This window comes from Streptomyces sp. NPDC050211 (assembly GCF_040656035.1).
Classification (GTDB): domain Bacteria; phylum Actinomycetota; class Actinomycetes; order Streptomycetales; family Streptomycetaceae; genus Streptomyces.
This window is the reverse complement of the sequence record NZ_JBFALC010000014.1, coordinates 1-17,910: the sequence shown is the minus strand read 5'-3', so window position 1 is coordinate 17,910 and position 17,910 is coordinate 1. Positions and strand designations below refer to the sequence as shown.

Sequence of the window (17,910 nt, the reverse complement as noted above, 5' to 3'; positions counted from 1 at the left end):
GATCGACCTCTCTTCGGCGTTCAGCCGCTGAACCAGTGCTGCGGCCGGGGTTGGATGTTCTGCCAGATGTGCTTGCGCTCTCGGTACTCGTCCAGGCCGGTCGGTCCCAGCTCCCGGCCCACGCCCGAGTGCCCGAAGCCACCCCATTCCGCTTGCGGCACATAGGGGTGGTAGTCGTTGATCCACACGGTGCCGTGCCGCAGCCGCCGGGCGACCCGCTGGGCCTTCCCGCCGTCCTGCGTCCACACGGCCCCGGCGAGTCCGTACTCCGTGTCATTGGCGATACGCACGGCGTCGTCCTCGTCGGTGAAGCGCTCCACGGTGAGCACGGGCCCGAAGGACTCCTCGTGCACCACGCGCATGTCCTGCCGGCACTCGTCGAGGACGGTCGGCGGGTAGTAGTGGCCGTTCGCCAGGGCCGGGTCATCGGGCCGTTCCCCGCCGCATAGCAGGACGGCACCCTCGGCGATCCCCGCGGCGACGTACGCCTCGACCTTCGCCAGGTGCTGGGCGGAGATCAGCGCCCCGGTCTCGGCCTCGGCGTCGAAGGGGCCGCCGAGGCGGATCCGCCGGGCCCGGCGGACGACCTCGTCGACGAAGCGGTCGTGCAGCGAGTCCTCGACGATCAGCCGGGCGCCGGCCGAGCAGACCTGCCCGGAGTGCAGAAAGACGGCCGTGAGCGCGAAGTCCACGGCCGTCTCGAAGTCGGCGTCGGCGAAGACCACATTGGGATTCTTGCCGCCGAGCTCCAGCGCCACCTTCTTCACGCTCGCCGCGGCCGTGGCCATGATCCGTTTGCCGGTCTCCACACCGCCGGTGAAGGAGACCAGGTCGACGGCGGGGTCCTCGGAGAGCGGTGCGCCCACCTCGGGCCCGGAGCCCAGGACGAGATTGGCGGCGCCGGCCGGAAGCCCGGCCTCCTCCAGCGCCCTCATCAGCAGGATCGAGGTGGAGGGGGTGAGCTCGCTCGGCTTGAGGACGATCGTGTTGCCGGCGAGGAGGGCCGGGGCGACCTTCCAACTCGCTTGCAGCAGTGGATAGTTCCAGGGGGTGATCAGCCCGCACACCCCGACGGGCTCGTAGACGACGCGGCTGACGGCGTCGTCCCGTCCGGTGTCGATCACCCGGCCGGCGTCGGTGCCGCCGAGCCCTCCGTAGTAACGGAAGCAGGAGACGACGTCGGCGATGTCGTACTCGCTCTCCACCAGCCGCTTGCCGGTGTCCAGCGACTCGGCGCGGGCGAACTCCTTGGCGTCGCGCTCCATGATGTCGGCGGTCCGCAACAGCAGCGCGCCGCGCTCGCGCTCGGGGGTGCGCGGCCAGGGCCCCTCGTCGAAGGCGCGGCGAGCCGCGGCGATCGCCGCCTCGGCGTCCGGACGCGTCCCTTCCGCGACGGTCGCCGAGAGCGTGCCGTCAGCGGGGCAGCGGATCTCGCGGAGGCCTCCGGCCACCGGATCCCGCCATGAACCGTCCACATACAGATGTGCCACGCGCCAAGCCCCTCAGCCGAAATTCGTTGCGCATTGTGCATCAGATTGCTTGTGGTGGAACACCCTCGCGAATGTGCAGACATACGTCAAGGGTTTGATGGATGACGATTCAGCACGGCCCCATCGACCCCTTCTCTCTTGACCGAGGCCCCTGTGCGCCTGAACTATGTTGCGTATCGCTCACCATGTTGTGCAATACGCACCGACGGAGGCCGACGTGTCCCCCAAGTACCCTCGATCACGGCCCGGCCGTGAGTACGTCCTCACCCTCTCCTGTCCCGACAGCGCGGGACTGGTCCACGCCGTGAGCGGCTTCCTCGTCCGGAACTCCGGCAACATCCTCGAAAGCCAGCAATTCGATGATCGACTCCAGGGTCGTTTCTTCATGAGGGTCCACTTCGACGTTTCCGACCCAAACGCGGATCTGGAAACTCTGCGTTACCGATTCGGTCCCGTCGCGGAGGCCTACCGGATCTCCTGGACTCTACGGGATGCCTCGACACCGACCCGGACACTCATCATGGTGTCCAGGTTCGGCCACTGCCTCAACGACCTGCTCTTCCGCCAACGCACGGGCTCCCTCAACATCGAGATCCCCGCGATCGTCTCCAACCATCCCGACTTCAAGTCGCTGGCGGAGACCTACGGCGTCCCCTTCCACCACGTCCCGGTCACCAAGGACACCAAGGGCGAGGCCGAGGCGCGGCTGCTGGAGCTGGTGCGCGAGCTGGACATCGACCTAGTGGTGCTCGCCCGCTATATGCAGGTCCTCTCCGACGACCTGTGCAAGCAGCTCGAAGGCCGGGCCATCAACATCCACCACTCCTTCCTCCCCAGCTTCAAGGGCGCGCGCCCGTACGAGCAGGCCTACGACCGCGGGGTGAAGCTCGTCGGCGCGACCGCGCACTACGTCACGCCCGATCTCGACGAGGGGCAGATCATCGAGCAGGACGTGGTCAGGGTCGACCACTCGCTCGACCCCGGGGAGCTGGTCACGGTCGGACGGGACGTCGAGGCGCAGGTCCTCGCGCACGCGGTGAAGTGGCACAGCGAGAACCGCGTGATGGTGGACGGCAACCGCACGGTGGTCTTCCGCTGAGCCGCACATGACCGAGGGGCGGGACCGGACTCCGGTCCCGCCCCTGTCGTATACGACGATCGATGCAGTCGTAGGTCTACCCGGCCTGCTTCTCCGCGTCGCGGAGTCGGTAGTACGCGGCCTCGGAGGCGGGCAGCGGCTGCTTGCCGAGGATGAGGTCGGCGGCCTTCTCGGCGATCATCATCACTGGGGCGTAGATATTGCCGTTGGTGACGTACGGCATCACCGACGCGTCGACGACACGCAGGCCCTCGACGCCGTGCACGCGCAGGCTCTCCGGGTCGACGACAGCCATCTCGTCGGCGGAGGTGCCCATCTTGCAGGTGCAGGACGGGTGCAGGGCGGTCTCGCCCTCCTTGGCGACCCAGTCGAGGATCTCCTCGTCCGAATCCACTGTGGGCCCGGGCGAGATCTCCCCGTCGTTGTACGGGGCCATCGCGGGCTGGTTGAGCAGCTTGCGGGCGACGCGGATCGCCTCGACCCACTCGCGCCGGTCCTGCTCGGTGGAGAGGTAGTTGAAGCGCAGCGCCGGGTGTTCGCGCGGGTCCTTGCTCTTGATCTTCACCGAGCCGATCGCGTCGGAGTACATGGGGCCCACGTGCACCTGGTAGCCATGACCGCCGGCCGGCGACGAGCCGTCGTAGCGGACCGCGATGGGCAGGAAGTGGAACATCAGGTTGGGGTAGTCCACGTCCTCGTTGCTGCGGGCGAAGCCGCCCGCCTCGAAGTGGTTGGTCGCGGCGGGGCCCTTGCGGAAGAGCCACTGGAGCCCGATGAAGGGGGCACGCCACTTCGCCATGTACGGCTGCATGGACACCGGCTGCTTGCAGGCGTACTGGATGTAGACCTCCAGGTGGTCCTGCATGTTCTCGCCGACGCCCGGCAGGTCGTGGACGACGTCGATGCCCAGGGCGCCCAGCTCCTGCGCGTTACCCACGCCGGAGAGCTGGAGCAGCTGCGGGGAGTTGATCGCGCCGCCGCACAGGATGACTTCCTTGGCGCGGACCTGCTGGGGGGCGCCCTTGCCGCGCTGGTATTCGACACCGACGGCGCGCTTGCCCTCGAAGAGGACGCGCGTGACGAGGGCACGCGTCCTGACGGTGAGGTTGGGCCGCTTCCTGACGGGCTTGAGGTACGCCTTCGAGGCCGACAGGCGGCGGCCGCGGTGGACGTTGCGGTCGAACTTGGCGAAGCCTTCCTGCCGGTAGCCGTTGACGTCGTCGGTGGGCGCGTAGCCCGCCTCCTCGGTGGCCTTGAGGAAGGCGCCGAACAACGGGTTGGTGGCGGGGCCGCGTTCAAGGACGAGGGGGCCGTCGTGACCTCGGAACTCGTCGTCCGGATCGGCCGCCAGGCAGTTCTCCATCCGCCGGAAGTACGGCAGACAGTGGGCGTAGTCCCAGTTCGCCATGCCCGGATCGGCCGCCCAGCGCTCGTAGTCCATGGGGTTGCCGCGCTGGAAGATCATGCCGTTGATACTGCTGGAGCCGCCCAGCACCTTGCCCCGCGCGTGGTAGACGCGCCTGCCCCCCATGTGGGGCTCGGGCTCGGACTCGTACTTCCAGTCGTAGAAGCGGCTGCCGATCGGATAGGTCAGCGCGGCGGGCATCTGGATGAAGACGTCCCACGGGTAGTCGGAGCGGCCGGCCTCCAGGACCAGTACCCGGTTCGCCGGGTCCGCGGAGAGTCTGTTCGCCAGTGCGCTGCCGGCCGAGCCGCCGCCGACGATGACGAAGTCGTACTGCAGGGGAGCCATGATGCCTCGTCTCGCTCGCGCCGTAGATACGCGAGGCATGCTAGTACCAGTAGCGCTATACGCACTAGGTTGCGAAGCACGCAACCTACGACTCCTGCGTTTCACCCCTGTTGCTTGCAACGCTGTTGTTTACTACGCGTATAGTTTTACTGTGAGCAACCACAGCCAAGACACCGAAACGTCAAGTTCGCAGGCCGGCGGAGTGCAGTCGGTCGACCGAGCCATCAGCGTCCTGGAGATCCTGGCCCAGCGTGGTGAGGCAGGGGTCAGCGAGGTGGCGGCCGAGATCGATGTGCACAAGTCCACCGCGTTCCGATTGCTCGGCGCTCTGGAGGCGCGTGGCCTGGTGGAGCAGGCGGGTGAGCGCGGCAAGTACCGCCTCGGATTCGGCATCGTACGTCTGGCCGGTGCGGTCACGGGACGCATCGACATCACCCAGCAGGGCCGCCCGGTCTGCGAGCGGCTCGCCGAGGAGATCGGCGAAACCGTCAACATCGCCGTGCTGCAGGAGAATTACGCGGTCAACCTCTACGAGGTGCGTGGCCCGGGAGCCGTCAGCGCGTACAACTGGGTCGGCCAGCTCACCCCGCTGCACGCCACCTCCAGCGGCAAGATCCTGCTGGCCCACCTGCCCGCCAAGGAGCGCGCCGCACTGCTCGCCGGGACCGGCCTGAGCAAGGTCACCCCGCGCACCATCACCGCGAAGACGAAGCTCGAGAAGAACCTCTCGGAGGCCCGCGAGCGCGGCTACGCCTTGGGCCTGGAGGAGCTGGAGGTCGGCCTGCACGCCATGGCCGCGCCGGTCCGCGACCGGGACGGCCAGGTCATCGCGGCGCTCAGCGCCTCCGGCCCCTCGTACCGCTTCACCGAGGAGCGCATGCACGAGGTCTCCCCGGTGCTGGTCAAGGGCGCGGAGGAGATCAGCCACCGGATGGGCCACCTGGGCTGACCGCCCCCGGCCCCGGCCACTGCCCTCCGGCGCCCAGACGCTGCTGCACCCAGTCGTGGAACGCGCCGATGTGGTGCTCGCTGGGCACCAGCACACCGCCCTTGGCGTACATGCGGGAGCTCATTCCGGGCTGTGTGCGCTCGCAGGCGTCGAAGTCCTGGCGGTTGACCCGGTCGAAGAGTTCCACGGACCGGCTGACGTCCTTGCCGCTCTCGACGACATGCGGGAGGTAGAGCCAGTCACACTCGACGATCGTCCGGTCGACGGCCACCGGATACATCCGGTGGAAGATCACATGGTCGGGGACGAGGTTGATGAACACCTGGGGCCTGACCGTGATCGCGTAGTAGCGGCGGTCCTGGTCGTCGGCGACCCCGGGGATGCGGTCCAGACCCTCGGAGCCGTCCACGGTGAAGCCCTGCACGTCCTCGCCGAACTCGGCGCCGTGCCCCACGTAGAACTGGGCGGCGTAACCGTCCGCGAACTCCGGCAGTACCTCCGTCAGTTCGGGGTGGATGGTCGCGCAGTGGTAGCACTCCATGAAGTTCTCGATGATGAGCTTCCAGTTCGCCCGCACGTCGTAGACGATCCGCTTGCCGACGGAGAGGTTCTCGATCTCGTAGCGCCCGATCGACTCGACGTCGCCGAGGCGGGCGACGACATCACCGATGACGTCCTCGTCGAAGTCGGGCGGGTTCTCCGCCAGGCAGACCCAGACATAGCCGAGCCATTCGCGGACGGCCACGCTCACCAGGCCGTACTCGGTGCGGCCGACGTCGGGCATCCTGGTGAGGTTGGGCGCGGCGACGAGCTTGCCGTCCAGCCCGTACGTCCAGGCGTGGTACGGGCATTGGAAGGCCCGCTTGACCTCGCCGGCCTCCTCGGTGCAGAGCTTGGCGCCCCGGTGCCGGCAGACGTTGAAGTACGCACGGATGCCGTTGTCCCGCGCGCGGGTGACGAGGATGCTCTCGCGGCCCACGTCGACGGTGCGGAAGGCGCCCGGCTTGTCCAGTTCGGAGGCACGGGCCACGCAGAACCACATGGTCTCGAATATGCGCTCCTGCTCCTGGGCGAAGACCGCCGCATCCGTGTAGGAGGAGCCGGGGAGAGTGGCGATCAGACTGTCCGGCAGGCTGGTCGAGGTCACGGTGCACTCCTCGGAGGACGTCGGAGAGCGCCCCGTAGGGGCGCGGGGAACTGCGCGACCAGCCACAACGGCGCCGCGGCAATACAACAACCCATCACGGCGCGCTCAGCTGTTTACGCCATCGCATGAACAGCCGCGGCTGGTTCATGCCGAGCACGGCGACCGGCACACCGGCCCGCCGGTAGACGGCCAGAACGTTGCGGTCGTCCACGGCGCCTACCTCCACCGTCACACTGTCGGAGACACCCGCGTGACCGGCGAACTGGATCTTCACGCCGTACTGGTCCGACCAGAAGTACGGCGGCCTGGGCACGCCCGGTTCCAGCGCACCCCCCGCCAGCAGCGCGGCAACCGCCGCATCGGGGCGTTCCCGCGCACCGGTCCAGTGCTCGACCCGGCGGTGGGCGCCCAGGCGAGGGTCGTACCAGTTGGCGCAGTCGCCGACCGCGACCACCCCGGCCAGGCTGGTGCGGCCGTCGGCGCCGCACTTGACGCCGTTGTCGAGTTCGACGCCGGAGCCTTCCAGCCACTCGACGCACGGGCGCGCCCCCACCCCGACCACGACGATGTCGGCGGGGACGCTTCGGCCGTCCTCGAGCAGGACGGCGTCGACACGGGTTTCACCGCTCAGCCCTTTGACGCCCACGCCACACAGCAGCCGTACGCCGTGGTCCGCATGGAGGGCGGAGACGACCCGGCCCATGGTCTCGCCGAGAGGTCCGGCGAGCGGTGTCGGGGCCACCTCGACGACCGTCACATCGAGGCCGAGGGCGTACGCGGTGGAGGCGACCTCGGCACCGATGAAGCCGCCGCCGATCACCACCAGCCGTCCGCCCAGGGCCAGTTCGTCGCGCAGGGCGCGGGCGTCGTCCAGGGTGCGCAGGGCGTGCACTCCGGCCAGACCCTCGCTGCCGGGCAGGGTGCGCGCGGCGGCGCCGGTCGCGATGACGATGCCGTCGGCGCGGACCTCCCGTCCGTCGGCGAGCCGGACGGCACGCTCGGCGCGGTCGAGCCCGGTGGCGCGGGCGCCGAGCAGCCAGTCGGCCCGCAGGTCCTCGCCGTCCGTCTCCAGCGCCAGGTCCGCCTCGCCGAGGGCGCCGGCCAGGAACTCCTTGGACAGCGGCGGACGGTCGTACGGGCGATGGGTCTCGTCGCCGATGACGACCAGCCGCCCGTCGTAGCCCTGCTTCCGCAGCGAGCGCGCCGCCGACAGTCCGGCCAGCGAGGCGCCCACCACGGCCACGGTCCTCACGCGGGACCGGCGGCGAGCCGGGCCGCGACGCAGGGCGGCAGGTTGGGGGCATCGGTGGAGACACGGACGTAGATCACGCCGTCCTCGACCGCGACCTCGTGCGTGCGGACCGGGAGCTTGGCCGGTGGGGCGTCGACGGCGCCGGTCCGCAGGTCGAACTTCGAGGAGTGCAGCGGACATTCCACCTCACAGCCCTCCAGCCAGCCGTCGGCGAGCGAGGCGTCCTGGTGGGTGCAGGTGTCGTCGATGGCGAAGACCTCACCGTCGTCGGTGTGGAACACCGAGACCGGCGGATCGATGTCGAGCCGGAAGGCCTCACCTCGCGGAAGATCCGCGAGACGGCACACGGGAATCATCATGACACCTCGGTGCGTATAACGAAACGGATTGCGGTAAGCGCAACGTCAGTCTGAGGTCGCCCCGGAACCCTTGTCAAGGCATTCCAGGGCCGCGAAAACGCGTCAGAGTTGGTTGCTTGTTGCGCAACGGTGTGCGCGATAGAGAACGATGCCAGGACTGCCGAGCGTCAGCGGACGGTCAGAAGCCCCGGTCGATCCACTCCTGGAGGTGCGGAGCCTCGGCTGCGACGGTGGTCGTTTCGCCATGCCCGGTGTATACGACCGTGTCGCCCGGCAGGCCGAGCAGCCGGTCCCGAATCGAGTCGACGATGGTGGGGAAATGGCTGTACGACCGCCCCGTCGCCCCCGGCCCGCCCGCGAAGAGCGTGTCGCCGCTGAAGAGGGCCGTCAGGGCGGGGGCGTAGAGACAGACCGCGCCGGGCGCGTGCCCGGGGGTGTGCAGCACGGTCAACTCGACGCCCGCCACGGTGAGGACCTGGCCGTCGGTGAGTTCGCCGTCGGGGGTCCGGTCGGGGTGGGTCTGCTTCCACAGCGGCAGGTCGTCCGCATGGAGCAGGATCGGGGCTCCGATGCGCGCCGCGAGTTCGGGGGCGGCGTCGATGTGGTCGTTGTGGGCGTGGGTGCACACGACGGCTGTGAGGCGCCGGTCGCCCACCGCCTCGGCGATGGCGTCGGCATCGTGGGCGGCGTCGACGACGATCACCTCGGTGTCGTCGCCGACGAGCCACACGTTGTTGTCGACGTCCCAGGTGCCGCCGTCCAGCGAGAACGTGCCCGAGGTGATGAGACGTTCTATACGGGCTATGCGGGCGGCCATCAGAAGACCACCACCGAGCGCAGGACGTCGCCGCCGTGCATCCGCTCGAAAGCCTTCTCCACCTCGTCCAGGGCGATGGTCTCTGTGACGAAGGCGTCCAGGTCGAGCCGGCCCTGGAGGTAGAGGTCGATGAGCATCGGGAAGTCTCGGGAGGGCAGGCAGTCGCCGTACCACGAGGACTTCAGCGACCCGCCCCGGCCGAAGACATCCAGCAGGGGCAGTTCGAGCTTCATCTCCGGGGTGGGGACGCCGACGAGGACGACCGTGCCGGCGAGGTCGCGGGCGTAGAAGGCCTGCTGGTACGTCTCCGGGCGGCCGACCGCCTCGATGACGACATCGGCGCCGAAGCCGCCGGTCAGCTCACGGATCGCCTCGACGGCGTCGGCCTCCTTGGAGTTGACGGTGTGGGTCGCCCCCAGCTTCATGGCGGTGGCCAGCTTCCGGTCGTCGATGTCGACGGCGATGATCTTCGCCGCGCCCGCCAGGTTCGCCCCGACGACCGCCGCGTCCCCGACACCGCCACAGCCGATGACCGCCACGGTGTCGCCCCGGCCGACCTTGCCGGTGTTGATGGCGGCGCCGATGCCCGCCATCACCCCGCAGCCCAGCAGTCCGGCGGCAGCCGCGGAGGCGGCCCGGTCGACCTTGGTGCACTGTCCGGCCGCGACCAGCGTCTTCTCCGCGAACGCACCGATGCCCAGCGCCGGAGACAGTTCGGTGCCGTCGAGCAAGGTCATCTTCTGCTTGGCGTTGTGCGTGTCGAAGCAGTACCAGGGGCGTCCGCGCAGACAGGCCCGACACTGCCCGCACACGGCCCGCCAGTTCAGGATGACGAAGTCACCGGGCGCGACGTCGGTGACCCCCTCCCCCACCGACTCCACGACGCCCGCGGCCTCATGGCCCAGCAGGAAGGGGAAGTCGTCGTTGATGCCGCCCTCGCGATAGTGCAGATCGGTGTGGCACACCCCGCAGGCCTCGACCTTCACCAGGGCCTCCCCAGGACCGGGGTCCGGCACGATGATCGTCTCCAGGCTGACGGGGGCACCCTTGCCCCGCGCGACGACAGCTCGGACCTGATGCGTCATGGCCACTCCTCGGCTGGTACGAGACCTGAGTCGAATGTTGCTCATTGCGGCACGCATCTCGCGTGCCGCAACACAGCATCGGGGAGGGCCACCTGGGGGTCAAGGTCCCGGATGCGGAGGGAGGGAAGGATCCGTTCGCCGCGCGACGGCCCGGCCGACCGGTGATAACGTTGCCCGGAATTTACGGAGACCCGATGGAACGACGCCAGCTGGAATACTTCATCGCCGTGGTCGAGCACGGCGGATTCACAGCCGCGGCCATTGCGCTCCACGTAGCGCAGCCCTCACTTTCCCATGCGATCCGCACTCTGGAGCGCGAATTCGGCGGAAAGCTCTTTCACCGCCTCCCGCACGGCGTCACACTCACCGCGGCGGGCGAAGCGCTCGTCCAGCCGGCCCGGCAGGTGCTGCGCGATCTGACCACGGCCGGTTCCCTGGTCCGTGAAGTCCTCGGGCTCAGCGGCGGGCGGCTCGACATCGTCTCCCAGACGACGCTTTCGGTCGATCCGCTCGCCGGGATGCTGGGCCGTCTCCATCGCGCGCATCCGAAGGTCTCCGTACGCGTGGTCGACCCGGAGCAGGGCCCTGCCGTGGCTCACATGGTCGCCGCCGGTCAGTGCGAACTGGGGCTGGTGGACGCCTCGGTGCCCACGGCCGACCTGCGCGGGATGGATCTGCCCGAGCAGGAGATGTACGTCGTGCTGCCCCCGGACCACCCGCATCCGCCGGGCGACACCATCACCTCGCGCGAACTGGCCGCGTTGGACCTGATCGTGACACCGCCGGACACCGAGACCCGGGCGGCGGTGGACGACGTATGCACCGCGCTGGGCGTCACCCCGCGGATCGTGGTCGAGACCGCGCACCGCGCGATGATCGTGCCGCTGATCCTCTCCGGCGTCGGCGCCTCACTCCTGCCCGGCTCCATGGCCCGGGACGCCGCGCTGCGTGGGGCCCGGATGCTGTCCAACCGGCCACGGCTGGTGCGCCACGGCCGACTGGTCTGGCGGTCGGGCCCGCTGTCCCCCGCCGCCCAGGCCTTCGTGGACCTGGCAGCAGCGCCCGCCGAGGACTGAAGCCCACTGCCGGTATAGAAGTTATCTACCGGCTCCATTCAAAACCGGTTCAGGGGTATTCAAGTCGGCTGCTTGACCGTTGTCCGCGGTGACTGTCACTTTTGCTCCACGACAGTCGGCGAGATTCCCGGACCGGCCCTCAAGCCCCTTTTATTGCGCCGACAATTCGGCCGTGCGAAGAACGTGTGACATTTACCGCCGGGCATCGCATCGGAGAAATACATGACTGAGTTCGACGCCGGACGGCACGTACTCCCGCGGCCCGACACCCGCCGGCCACTCACCACCGCGATGGACGTCCACGACCAGAAGTCCCCCTTCACCCCGATCGGCCCCGTCCCTCCTCCCCCGGGCGCCCCGAACGTGGTGATCGTGCTGGTCGACGACCTGGGATTCGGCACCTCCAGCGCTTTCGGCGGGCCCTGTGAGATGCCCGCCGCGGACCGACTCGCCGAAGACGGGCTGCGCTACACCCGCTTCCATGTGACGGCCCTGTGCTCGCCGACCCGGCAGGCCCTGCTGACCGGACGCAACCACCACTCGGTCGGCATGGGCGGCACCACCGAGATGACCACAGCGGCCCCCGGCTACAACGGATTCCGGCCGCGCAGCGCCGCCACCATGGCCCAGATCCTCCAGGGCAACGGCTACAGCACGGCCGCCTTCGGCAAATGGCACCAGACCCCGCCCCGGGAGATCAGCGCGGTCGGGCCCTTCGACCGCTGGCCGACAGGCGAAGGCTTCGACACCTTCTACGGGTTCATGGGCGCCGAGATGAACCACTGGTACCCGCTGCTGTACCAGGGCACCACCCCCGTCGAGCCGGACCGCCGGCCAGAGGACGGCTACCACCTCTCCGAGGACCTCGTCGACCACGCCATCGACTGGGTCCGCACCCAGCGCACCCTCACCCCGGGCCGCCCCTTCTTCACCTACCTCGCCCTCGGCGCCGCGCACGCACCCCTGCATGTCGGCCCGGAGTGGCAGGAGAAGTACCGCGGCCGCTTCGACCACGGCTGGGACCGCCAGCGCGAACTGACCCTGCGACGGCAGAAGGAACTCGGAGTCGTGCCCCAGGACGCGGAACTCGCGAGCTGGGCGGAGGGCGTCCCGCACTGGGACCAACTCACCGACAACCAGCGCCAGTTGGCATCCAGATTCATGGAGACCTTCGCCGGGTTCACCGAACACGCCGACGTGCAGGTCGGCAGATTCCTCGACGCGCTGGAGGAACTCGGCGAGCTGGACAACACCCTGATCCTCTACATCCTCGGCGACAACGGCGCCTCCGGCGAGGGCGGCATCGAGGGGACGATCGTCGAGCACCGGCTCGGACACGGCGTTGTCGACGACCCCGACGAGATGATCGACCACCTCGACGAGATCGGCGGGCCGTACAGCTACCCGATCGCCCCGGCAGGCTGGGCGCTGGCGCTCAACACCCCCTACCAGTGGACCAAGCAGGTGGCTTCGCACTTCGGCGGCACCCGGGACGGCATGATCCTTCACTGGCCCCGAGGGGTGCCCGAGGGCGGCGGACTGCGTCACCAGTTCTCGCACGTGATCGACGTACTGCCCACGATCCTGGACTGTGCGGGGATCCCGGCACCCTTCAGCGTCGACGGGGTGACCCAGCAGCCCCTGGAGGGGACCAGCATGTGGCACACGCTCGCCGATCCGCGGGCGCCCGAGTTCCACCGCACCCAGTACTTCGAGATGTGCGGCAACCGCGGCATCTACCACGAGGGCTGGATGGCCGTCACCCGGCACGGCATCCCCTGGGAGATGGTGCCGGACACCAGCCGGAGGTTCTCCGACGACGTCTGGGAGCTCTACGACCTGGACAAGGACTGGAGCCAGGCGCACGACCTCGCCTCCGAACACCCGGAGAAGTTGCGCCAGTTGCAGGACCTGTTCCTGATCGAAGCGGCCAAGTACCAGGTCTTCCCGCTGGACGACCGGGTCACCGAACGGGAGAACCCCGCCGTGGCCGGGCGCATCGACCTGCTCGGCGACCGCATGTCCGTGACCTATCGCGGCGGCATGCGGCGGTTCACGGAGGAGACCACCCCCAACATCAAGAACCGCTCGCACAGCATCACCGCGGACATCGACGTGCCCGACGCGACGGCCGAGGGCGTGCTCATCGCGCAGGGCGGCCGGTTCGGCGGCTGGTCCCTGTACGTCACCGGGGGCAGACCGGCGTACGTCTACAACTACTTCGGAATGAGCCTGTACACCGTGCGCGCCGACGAACCCCTGACACCGGGACGGCACGAGGTACGGCTCTCCTTCGACTACGACGGCGGAGGACTCGGCAAAGGCGGGACTGCCGCACTCCTGGTGGACGGCGAACGGCGGGCGACCGGACGCGTCGAGCGGACGATCCCGTACTACTTCTCCTTCGACGAGACGCTCGACGTGGGAGTGGACCTCAGTACGCCGGTGACCGACGACTACCCCGTCCTCGACAACGAGTTCACGGGCACCGTGCACACCGTGCGCATCGACCTGGCCCCCGCGGCCGGCGAACCGTCGGACTTCGACGGTGGGTTGCACCGGCGCGTCATGGGGGCTCAGTGAGCCGCTGTGCGCCCTGGACTTCGACTCGATTCCCTCACTCAGCCTTCAGCCTTCAGCCCTCACCGCAACGCGCAGACGCGTAAGGAGCACGACACCATGACACGACATTGGAGAGCCAGCACAGCCGGCCTGGCCGTTCTCGGCCTCACCCTCACCGCGTGCGGCGGAGCGAAGGTGGGCGGCGACAGCTCCTCGGCTTCCGACAGCTCGGGCAAGTGCGGCACGTTCAACCTCGCGGTCAACCCGTGGGTGGGCTATGAGGCGGACGCGGCGGTCATCGCGTACATCGCCGAAAAGGAACTCGGCTGCACGGTGGAGAAGAAGGACCTGAAGGCCGAGATCGGCTGGCAGGGGTTCGAGACGGGCGAGGTCGACGCCATTCTGGAGAACTGGGGCCACGAGGACCTCAAGAAGAAGTACATCACCCAGCAGAAGACCGCCGTCGATCTCGGCTCGACCGGCAACAAGGGCATCATCGGCTGGTACCTCCCGCCGTGGATCGTGAAGAAGTACCCGGACATCACCGACTGGAAGAACCTCAACAAGTACGCCGCCAACTTCAAGACCTCCGAGTCGGGCAGCAAGGGCCAACTCCTCGACGGCGACCCGTCGTACCAGACCAACGACGAGGCCCTGGTCAAGAACCTGAAGCTGGACTTCAAGGTGGTGTACGCGGGCAGCGAGACCGCGCTTATCCAGGCCTTCCGGGACGCCGAGAAGAACAAGAAATGGGTCATCGGCTACTTCTACGAGCCCCAGTGGTTCTTCTCGGAAGTACCCCTGGTCCACGTCGAGTTGCCCAAGCACACGGAGGGCTGTGACGCCGATCCGGCGAAGGTCGCCTGCGACTATCCCGTGTTCGACCTCGACAAGATCGTCAGCACGAAGTTCTCCGAGTCCGGCAGCCCGGCCTACGACCTCGTGAAGAACTTCAATTGGACCAACGACGACCAGAACACGGTCGCGAAATCCATAGCACTGGACAAGATGACGCCGGAGGCGGCGGCGAAGAAGTGGGTGGACGCGAACCCCGACAAGGTCAAGGCGTGGCTCGGATAGGGAGTCGGTGAACTCTCTGCTCACATGCGGCGGTCTTCTCAATTCATCGGGCGGGCATCCTCGGGGGCCCCGATCCAGCGGCTGATCTCGATGTCGGCGGACGTGTCCCGCGGCAGCGTGGGCGCGATCACCAGTTCCTCGACGACCGTCCGCTGCGGGAGCGAGGCGCACAGCAGCACGGCTCGCGCCACGTCCTCCGGCTGCACCATGGCCGCCCGCTTCTCCTCGCTCGGCGGGGCGGCGCGGCTGTCCAGGATCGGTGTGTTCACCTCGCCGGGCAGGATGCAGGTGGCGCGGATGAGGTCGTTGCGGAAGGTGTTGTGCAGATACGTCATGAAGTTGCGCACGCCCGCCTTGGCCGCGCCGTACGGTGCCCCGCCGAGGAGGGTGGGCCGCACCGCGGCGAGCGAGGACACCGTGATGACCGAGCCGCCGCCGTGCTCCAGCATGTCCGGGAGCACGGCCTGGGTGAGCAGGTATACGGCGGTGAGGTTGACGCCCATGACGTGGTTCCACTCCTCCTCGCTGATCCAGCGGACGTCCAGGACCTTGCTCGCGCCGCCCGCGTTGTTGACGAGGATGTCGACGGGCCCGGCCACCTCTCGCGTCCAGTCGACGAGTTCGCGGACCTCGCCGGCGTTCTCGACGTGCGTGGAGTGGGTGAAGGCCGTGCCGCCGGCCTTCTCGATCACTGCGGCGACCTCGTCGAGGACGTGCTGCCTGCGTCCGACGAGGACCACGCTCGCCCCCTCCCCCGCCAGCAACAGCGCCGTTTCCCGGCCGATGCCGGTACCCGCGCCGGTGATCAGCGCGGTCTTTCCCTCGAGGGTTCCCATCCGCCTCAGCCCTCCCAGCTGTGGGCGCGCCATACGCCCTCAGGGGTGAGGATGCCCGGCTTGCTGCCGCTCTTCACAGGGCGCGAGGGGTGCCGCAGACGTCGGCGACATCGCCGTAATCGACGATTCTGAGCTCTTACGATGCGCGGCTTGCTTGATCAGCGCCTCTACGCCTTGATTGATGCGGCCGACCTGGCGGCCTGCTCGATCTTCGCGCGGTAGGCTGCACGCGCTTCCTCGTCGATCTGCTTCTCGTGTTCGGCGCGCAGCCCGGTCCGGCCGTCGAGGCCCTCGCGCAGGATATCGGCGTGCCCGGCATGCCGGATGGACTCGCCGAGGACATGGACCATGACGGCGAACAGGTTCGTGTCGGCATAAGGCTCCGGCCACCACGGCACGTGGCCGGGCGCGTCGAGGGGAAGCTCGTTGATCGTCGCGTCCGAGTGTTCCCACGTGCGCCGGTAGAACCCGATGATCTGATCGCGGGTCTCGTCCTCGGTCGCCCACAGATCGCTGCCGTCGGAGTCCTGCCACCGGCACAGCGGTTCCGGGGAAGGGCGGTCGAAGACCTCGCCGAAGTACCTGGCCTCGACGGTGGCCACGTGTTTGACCAGGCCGAGGAGATTGGTCCCGGTCACTGTCAAAGGCCGGCGGGCGTCGTATTCGGACAAGCCGTCGAGCTTCCAGAGCAGCGCCTCACGGTCCCGCCGCAGTCTCCCGTGCAGGTTGTCTTTGGCGAATTCATCGATCATGCGGCATGAGCCTAGGCCACCTTCCGCGACGGCAAGCCGGTCACCGCCCAGGAAGAGCCATCACACGGCGGTCGGCTTCTCCAGGCGCCATCCCTGGGCGCGGCTGCGTTCGGTCCAGAAGGCGGCGTAGCGTCCACCGCGGACCAACAGTTCGTCGTGGCTGCCGGTTTCGACGATGCGTCCGGAATCCAGGACGACGATCTGATCGGCGCCCGTCACGGTCTGCAGCCGGTGGGCGATCACGAGGACCGTACGGTCGGCGGTGAGTGCGGCCAAAGCGTCCTGGACGGCCGCCTCGTTCTCCGGATCGAGCGCGGCTGTGGCCTCGTCCAGCAGCACGATGGGGGCGTCCTTGAGGAGGGCACGGGCGATGGAGACCCGTTGCCGCTCGCCGCCGGAGAGCCGGGTGCCGCCCTCGCCGACCTGGGTGTGCCAGCCGTCGGGGAGGCGTTCGACGATCTCGCCGACCCGGGCCTGCCGCGCCGCGATGCGGATCTGCTCGTCAGTGGCGTCGGGGCGGCCGAGGCGGATGTTGTCCTCGATGGTGCCTTCGAAGAGGTAGACATCCTGGAAGACCAGCGAGATCTGCCGCATCAGGTCCTCGGTGGCCAGATCGCGCACGTCGGCGCCGCCGACACGCACCGTGCCCGCGTCGACGTCCCAGAAGCGGGCGATCAGCCGGGTGATCGTGGTCTTGCCCGAGCCCGACGAGCCGACGAGCGCCGTGAGGGTGCGCGGCGGCACCGTAAAGCTCACCCCGTCGAGCACGGTGCGGTCGCCGTAGGAGAAGCGGACGCCGTCCAGTTCGATGGAAGGCTCGCCGGCATGGGCCGCTGCGGCGGGCTCGGGCAGTGGCTCGGTGGCGAGTACCTCGTCGGTGCGGGCGAGGCTGTTGCGGGTGATCCGCAGCGCACTGCCGACGTCGACCGCCTCGATCAGCGGTTCGGCGAAGCGGGCGGCGAGCACCAGGACGGCAATCAGCTCGGCCGGAGCCGCCGAGCCCTCCGTGACCAGGACCGCGGCGATGACGAACACCAGGGTGAAGGCGAGCTGGACCGACAGCGAGAAGCCGGCGATGCCGGGCAGGGCCGTACGGATCTGGCGGTATCCAGCCCGGTGTTGGTCGCGCAGGGCCCGGTCGAGCAGCTCGTGGCCGGCCGCCGTCCTGCCGTGGGCGCGCAGTACGGCCTGGCTGCGGGCGAACTCGACGACGCGCCCGCCCGCTTCGGCGGCCGCCGCGTCCACCGCGTGGTCGGTGCGCTGCACCAGCGCGCCGGTGACCCGGTACATCACGGCGAGCAGCGGCGCGGCGACGATCAGGGCCAGCCCCAGCCGCCAGTCGAAGACGAACATCAGCACGGCCACGGTGGCGGGGGTGACCACGCCGGTGACCACGATGCCGAGCAGGTGCGCGGGAGCACCGGCGACGTCCATCAGGCCCTGCCCGGCAGTCCGGCCGAGCCGTCCCACCCGCTCCCCGGTGAACCAGCCCAGCGGCAACCCCGCGATGTGGTCGCCCACGCGGTGCCGCAGCCCACGGATGAGGGCGATGCCCAGCCGGTAGCCCATCATCGAGTGGACGTAGTTCATGGCGGCCGCCGCGAGGGCCGCGGCCGCCAGGGCGCCGAGCCGGCGGGCCGCGGCGCCGGTGTC

Annotated in this window: 15 protein-coding genes; 5 read left to right on the top strand and 10 right to left on the bottom strand. The window is 68.9% G+C overall.

What is annotated here, in order from left to right; all coding sequences use genetic code 11:
- Positions 1-20 precede the first annotated feature (20 nt).
- The gene (locus AB0I98_RS17205) at positions 21-1,490 is read right to left on the bottom strand and encodes an aldehyde dehydrogenase family protein (RefSeq protein WP_362941847.1); all 1,470 of its coding nucleotides are present in this window, start codon (positions 1,488-1,490) and stop codon (positions 21-23) included.
- Positions 1,491-1,707: 217 nt separating this feature from the next.
- On the opposite strand from AB0I98_RS17205, the gene purU reads away from it, so the two are divergent.
- Positions 1,708-2,589, top strand: a complete 882-nt coding sequence (gene purU / locus AB0I98_RS17200) for a formyltetrahydrofolate deformylase (RefSeq protein ID WP_362941844.1) — start codon at positions 1,708-1,710, stop codon at positions 2,587-2,589.
- A gap of 76 nt (positions 2,590-2,665) precedes the next feature.
- Here purU and betA read toward each other — a convergent pair whose 3' ends face one another.
- The gene (gene betA, locus AB0I98_RS17195) at positions 2,666-4,342 is read right to left on the bottom strand and encodes a choline dehydrogenase (protein WP_362941841.1); all 1,677 of its coding nucleotides are present in this window, start codon (positions 4,340-4,342) and stop codon (positions 2,666-2,668) included.
- 202 nt (positions 4,343-4,544) lie between these two features.
- Here betA and AB0I98_RS17190 point away from each other — a divergent pair, with 202 nt between their 5' ends.
- Entirely contained in the window at positions 4,545-5,291 is a 747-nt protein-coding gene (locus AB0I98_RS17190; RefSeq protein WP_362942177.1) for an IclR family transcriptional regulator, read from the top strand.
- Here AB0I98_RS17190 and AB0I98_RS17185 read toward each other — a convergent pair.
- The 5 genes from AB0I98_RS17185 to AB0I98_RS17165 all read right to left on the bottom strand — a co-directional run bounded on the left by AB0I98_RS17185 (position 5,263) and on the right by AB0I98_RS17165 (position 9,951).
- A complete protein-coding gene (locus AB0I98_RS17185; RefSeq protein WP_362941838.1) occupies positions 5,263-6,438 on the bottom strand; it encodes an aromatic ring-hydroxylating dioxygenase subunit alpha in 1,176 nt (391 codons plus the stop codon). The two genes, AB0I98_RS17190 and AB0I98_RS17185, sit on opposite strands and share 29 nt — an antisense overlap.
- Before the next feature lie 94 nt (positions 6,439-6,532).
- Positions 6,533-7,690, bottom strand: coding sequence for an FAD-dependent oxidoreductase (locus tag AB0I98_RS17180; protein WP_362941836.1), 1,158 nt, complete (start codon positions 7,688-7,690; stop codon positions 6,533-6,535).
- Complete coding sequence (locus tag AB0I98_RS17175) at positions 7,687-8,049, bottom strand: bifunctional 3-phenylpropionate/cinnamic acid dioxygenase ferredoxin subunit (RefSeq protein ID WP_362941833.1); 363 nt, start codon at positions 8,047-8,049, stop codon at positions 7,687-7,689. The genes AB0I98_RS17180 and AB0I98_RS17175 overlap by 4 nt, the downstream gene beginning before the upstream one ends.
- A gap of 178 nt (positions 8,050-8,227) precedes the next feature.
- Positions 8,228-8,866 carry an MBL fold metallo-hydrolase gene (locus AB0I98_RS17170; RefSeq protein ID WP_362941830.1) on the bottom strand — a complete coding sequence of 213 codons (639 nt, stop codon included), beginning with the start codon at positions 8,864-8,866 and terminating at the stop codon, positions 8,228-8,230.
- On the bottom strand, positions 8,866-9,951 hold the full coding sequence (locus AB0I98_RS17165) for an S-(hydroxymethyl)mycothiol dehydrogenase (RefSeq protein ID WP_362941827.1): 1,086 nt from the start codon (positions 9,949-9,951) through the stop codon (positions 8,866-8,868). Before AB0I98_RS17165 ends, AB0I98_RS17170 begins: the two co-directional genes overlap by 1 nt.
- A 194-nt stretch (positions 9,952-10,145) precedes the next feature.
- Here AB0I98_RS17165 and AB0I98_RS17160 point away from each other — a divergent pair, with 194 nt between their 5' ends.
- The 3 genes from AB0I98_RS17160 (at position 10,146) to AB0I98_RS17150 (ending at position 14,669) form a co-directional block, all read left to right on the top strand.
- A complete protein-coding gene (locus AB0I98_RS17160) occupies positions 10,146-11,027 on the top strand; it encodes a LysR substrate-binding domain-containing protein (protein WP_362941824.1) in 882 nt (293 codons plus the stop codon).
- Positions 11,028-11,249: 222 nt separating this feature from the next.
- Entirely contained in the window at positions 11,250-13,610 is a 2,361-nt protein-coding gene (locus AB0I98_RS17155) for an arylsulfatase (RefSeq protein WP_362941821.1), read from the top strand.
- 96 nt (positions 13,611-13,706) lie between these two features.
- Positions 13,707-14,669: an ABC transporter substrate-binding protein gene (locus tag AB0I98_RS17150; protein ID WP_362941818.1), complete on the top strand. Its 963-nt coding sequence runs from the start codon at positions 13,707-13,709 to the stop codon at positions 14,667-14,669.
- A gap of 38 nt (positions 14,670-14,707) precedes the next feature.
- On the opposite strand, the gene AB0I98_RS17145 is transcribed toward AB0I98_RS17150, so the two are convergent.
- The 3 genes from AB0I98_RS17145 to AB0I98_RS17135 form a co-directional block, all read right to left on the bottom strand.
- The gene (locus tag AB0I98_RS17145) at positions 14,708-15,505 is read right to left on the bottom strand and encodes an SDR family oxidoreductase (RefSeq protein ID WP_362941815.1); all 798 of its coding nucleotides are present in this window, start codon (positions 15,503-15,505) and stop codon (positions 14,708-14,710) included.
- Positions 15,506-15,672: 167 nt separating this feature from the next.
- Positions 15,673-16,257, bottom strand: a complete 585-nt coding sequence (locus tag AB0I98_RS17140) for a DinB family protein (RefSeq protein WP_362941812.1) — start codon at positions 16,255-16,257, stop codon at positions 15,673-15,675.
- Between the two features lie 60 nt (positions 16,258-16,317).
- The coding region (locus AB0I98_RS17135) for an ABC transporter ATP-binding protein (protein WP_362941809.1) at positions 16,318-17,910 on the bottom strand (1,593 nt) is incomplete at its 5' end.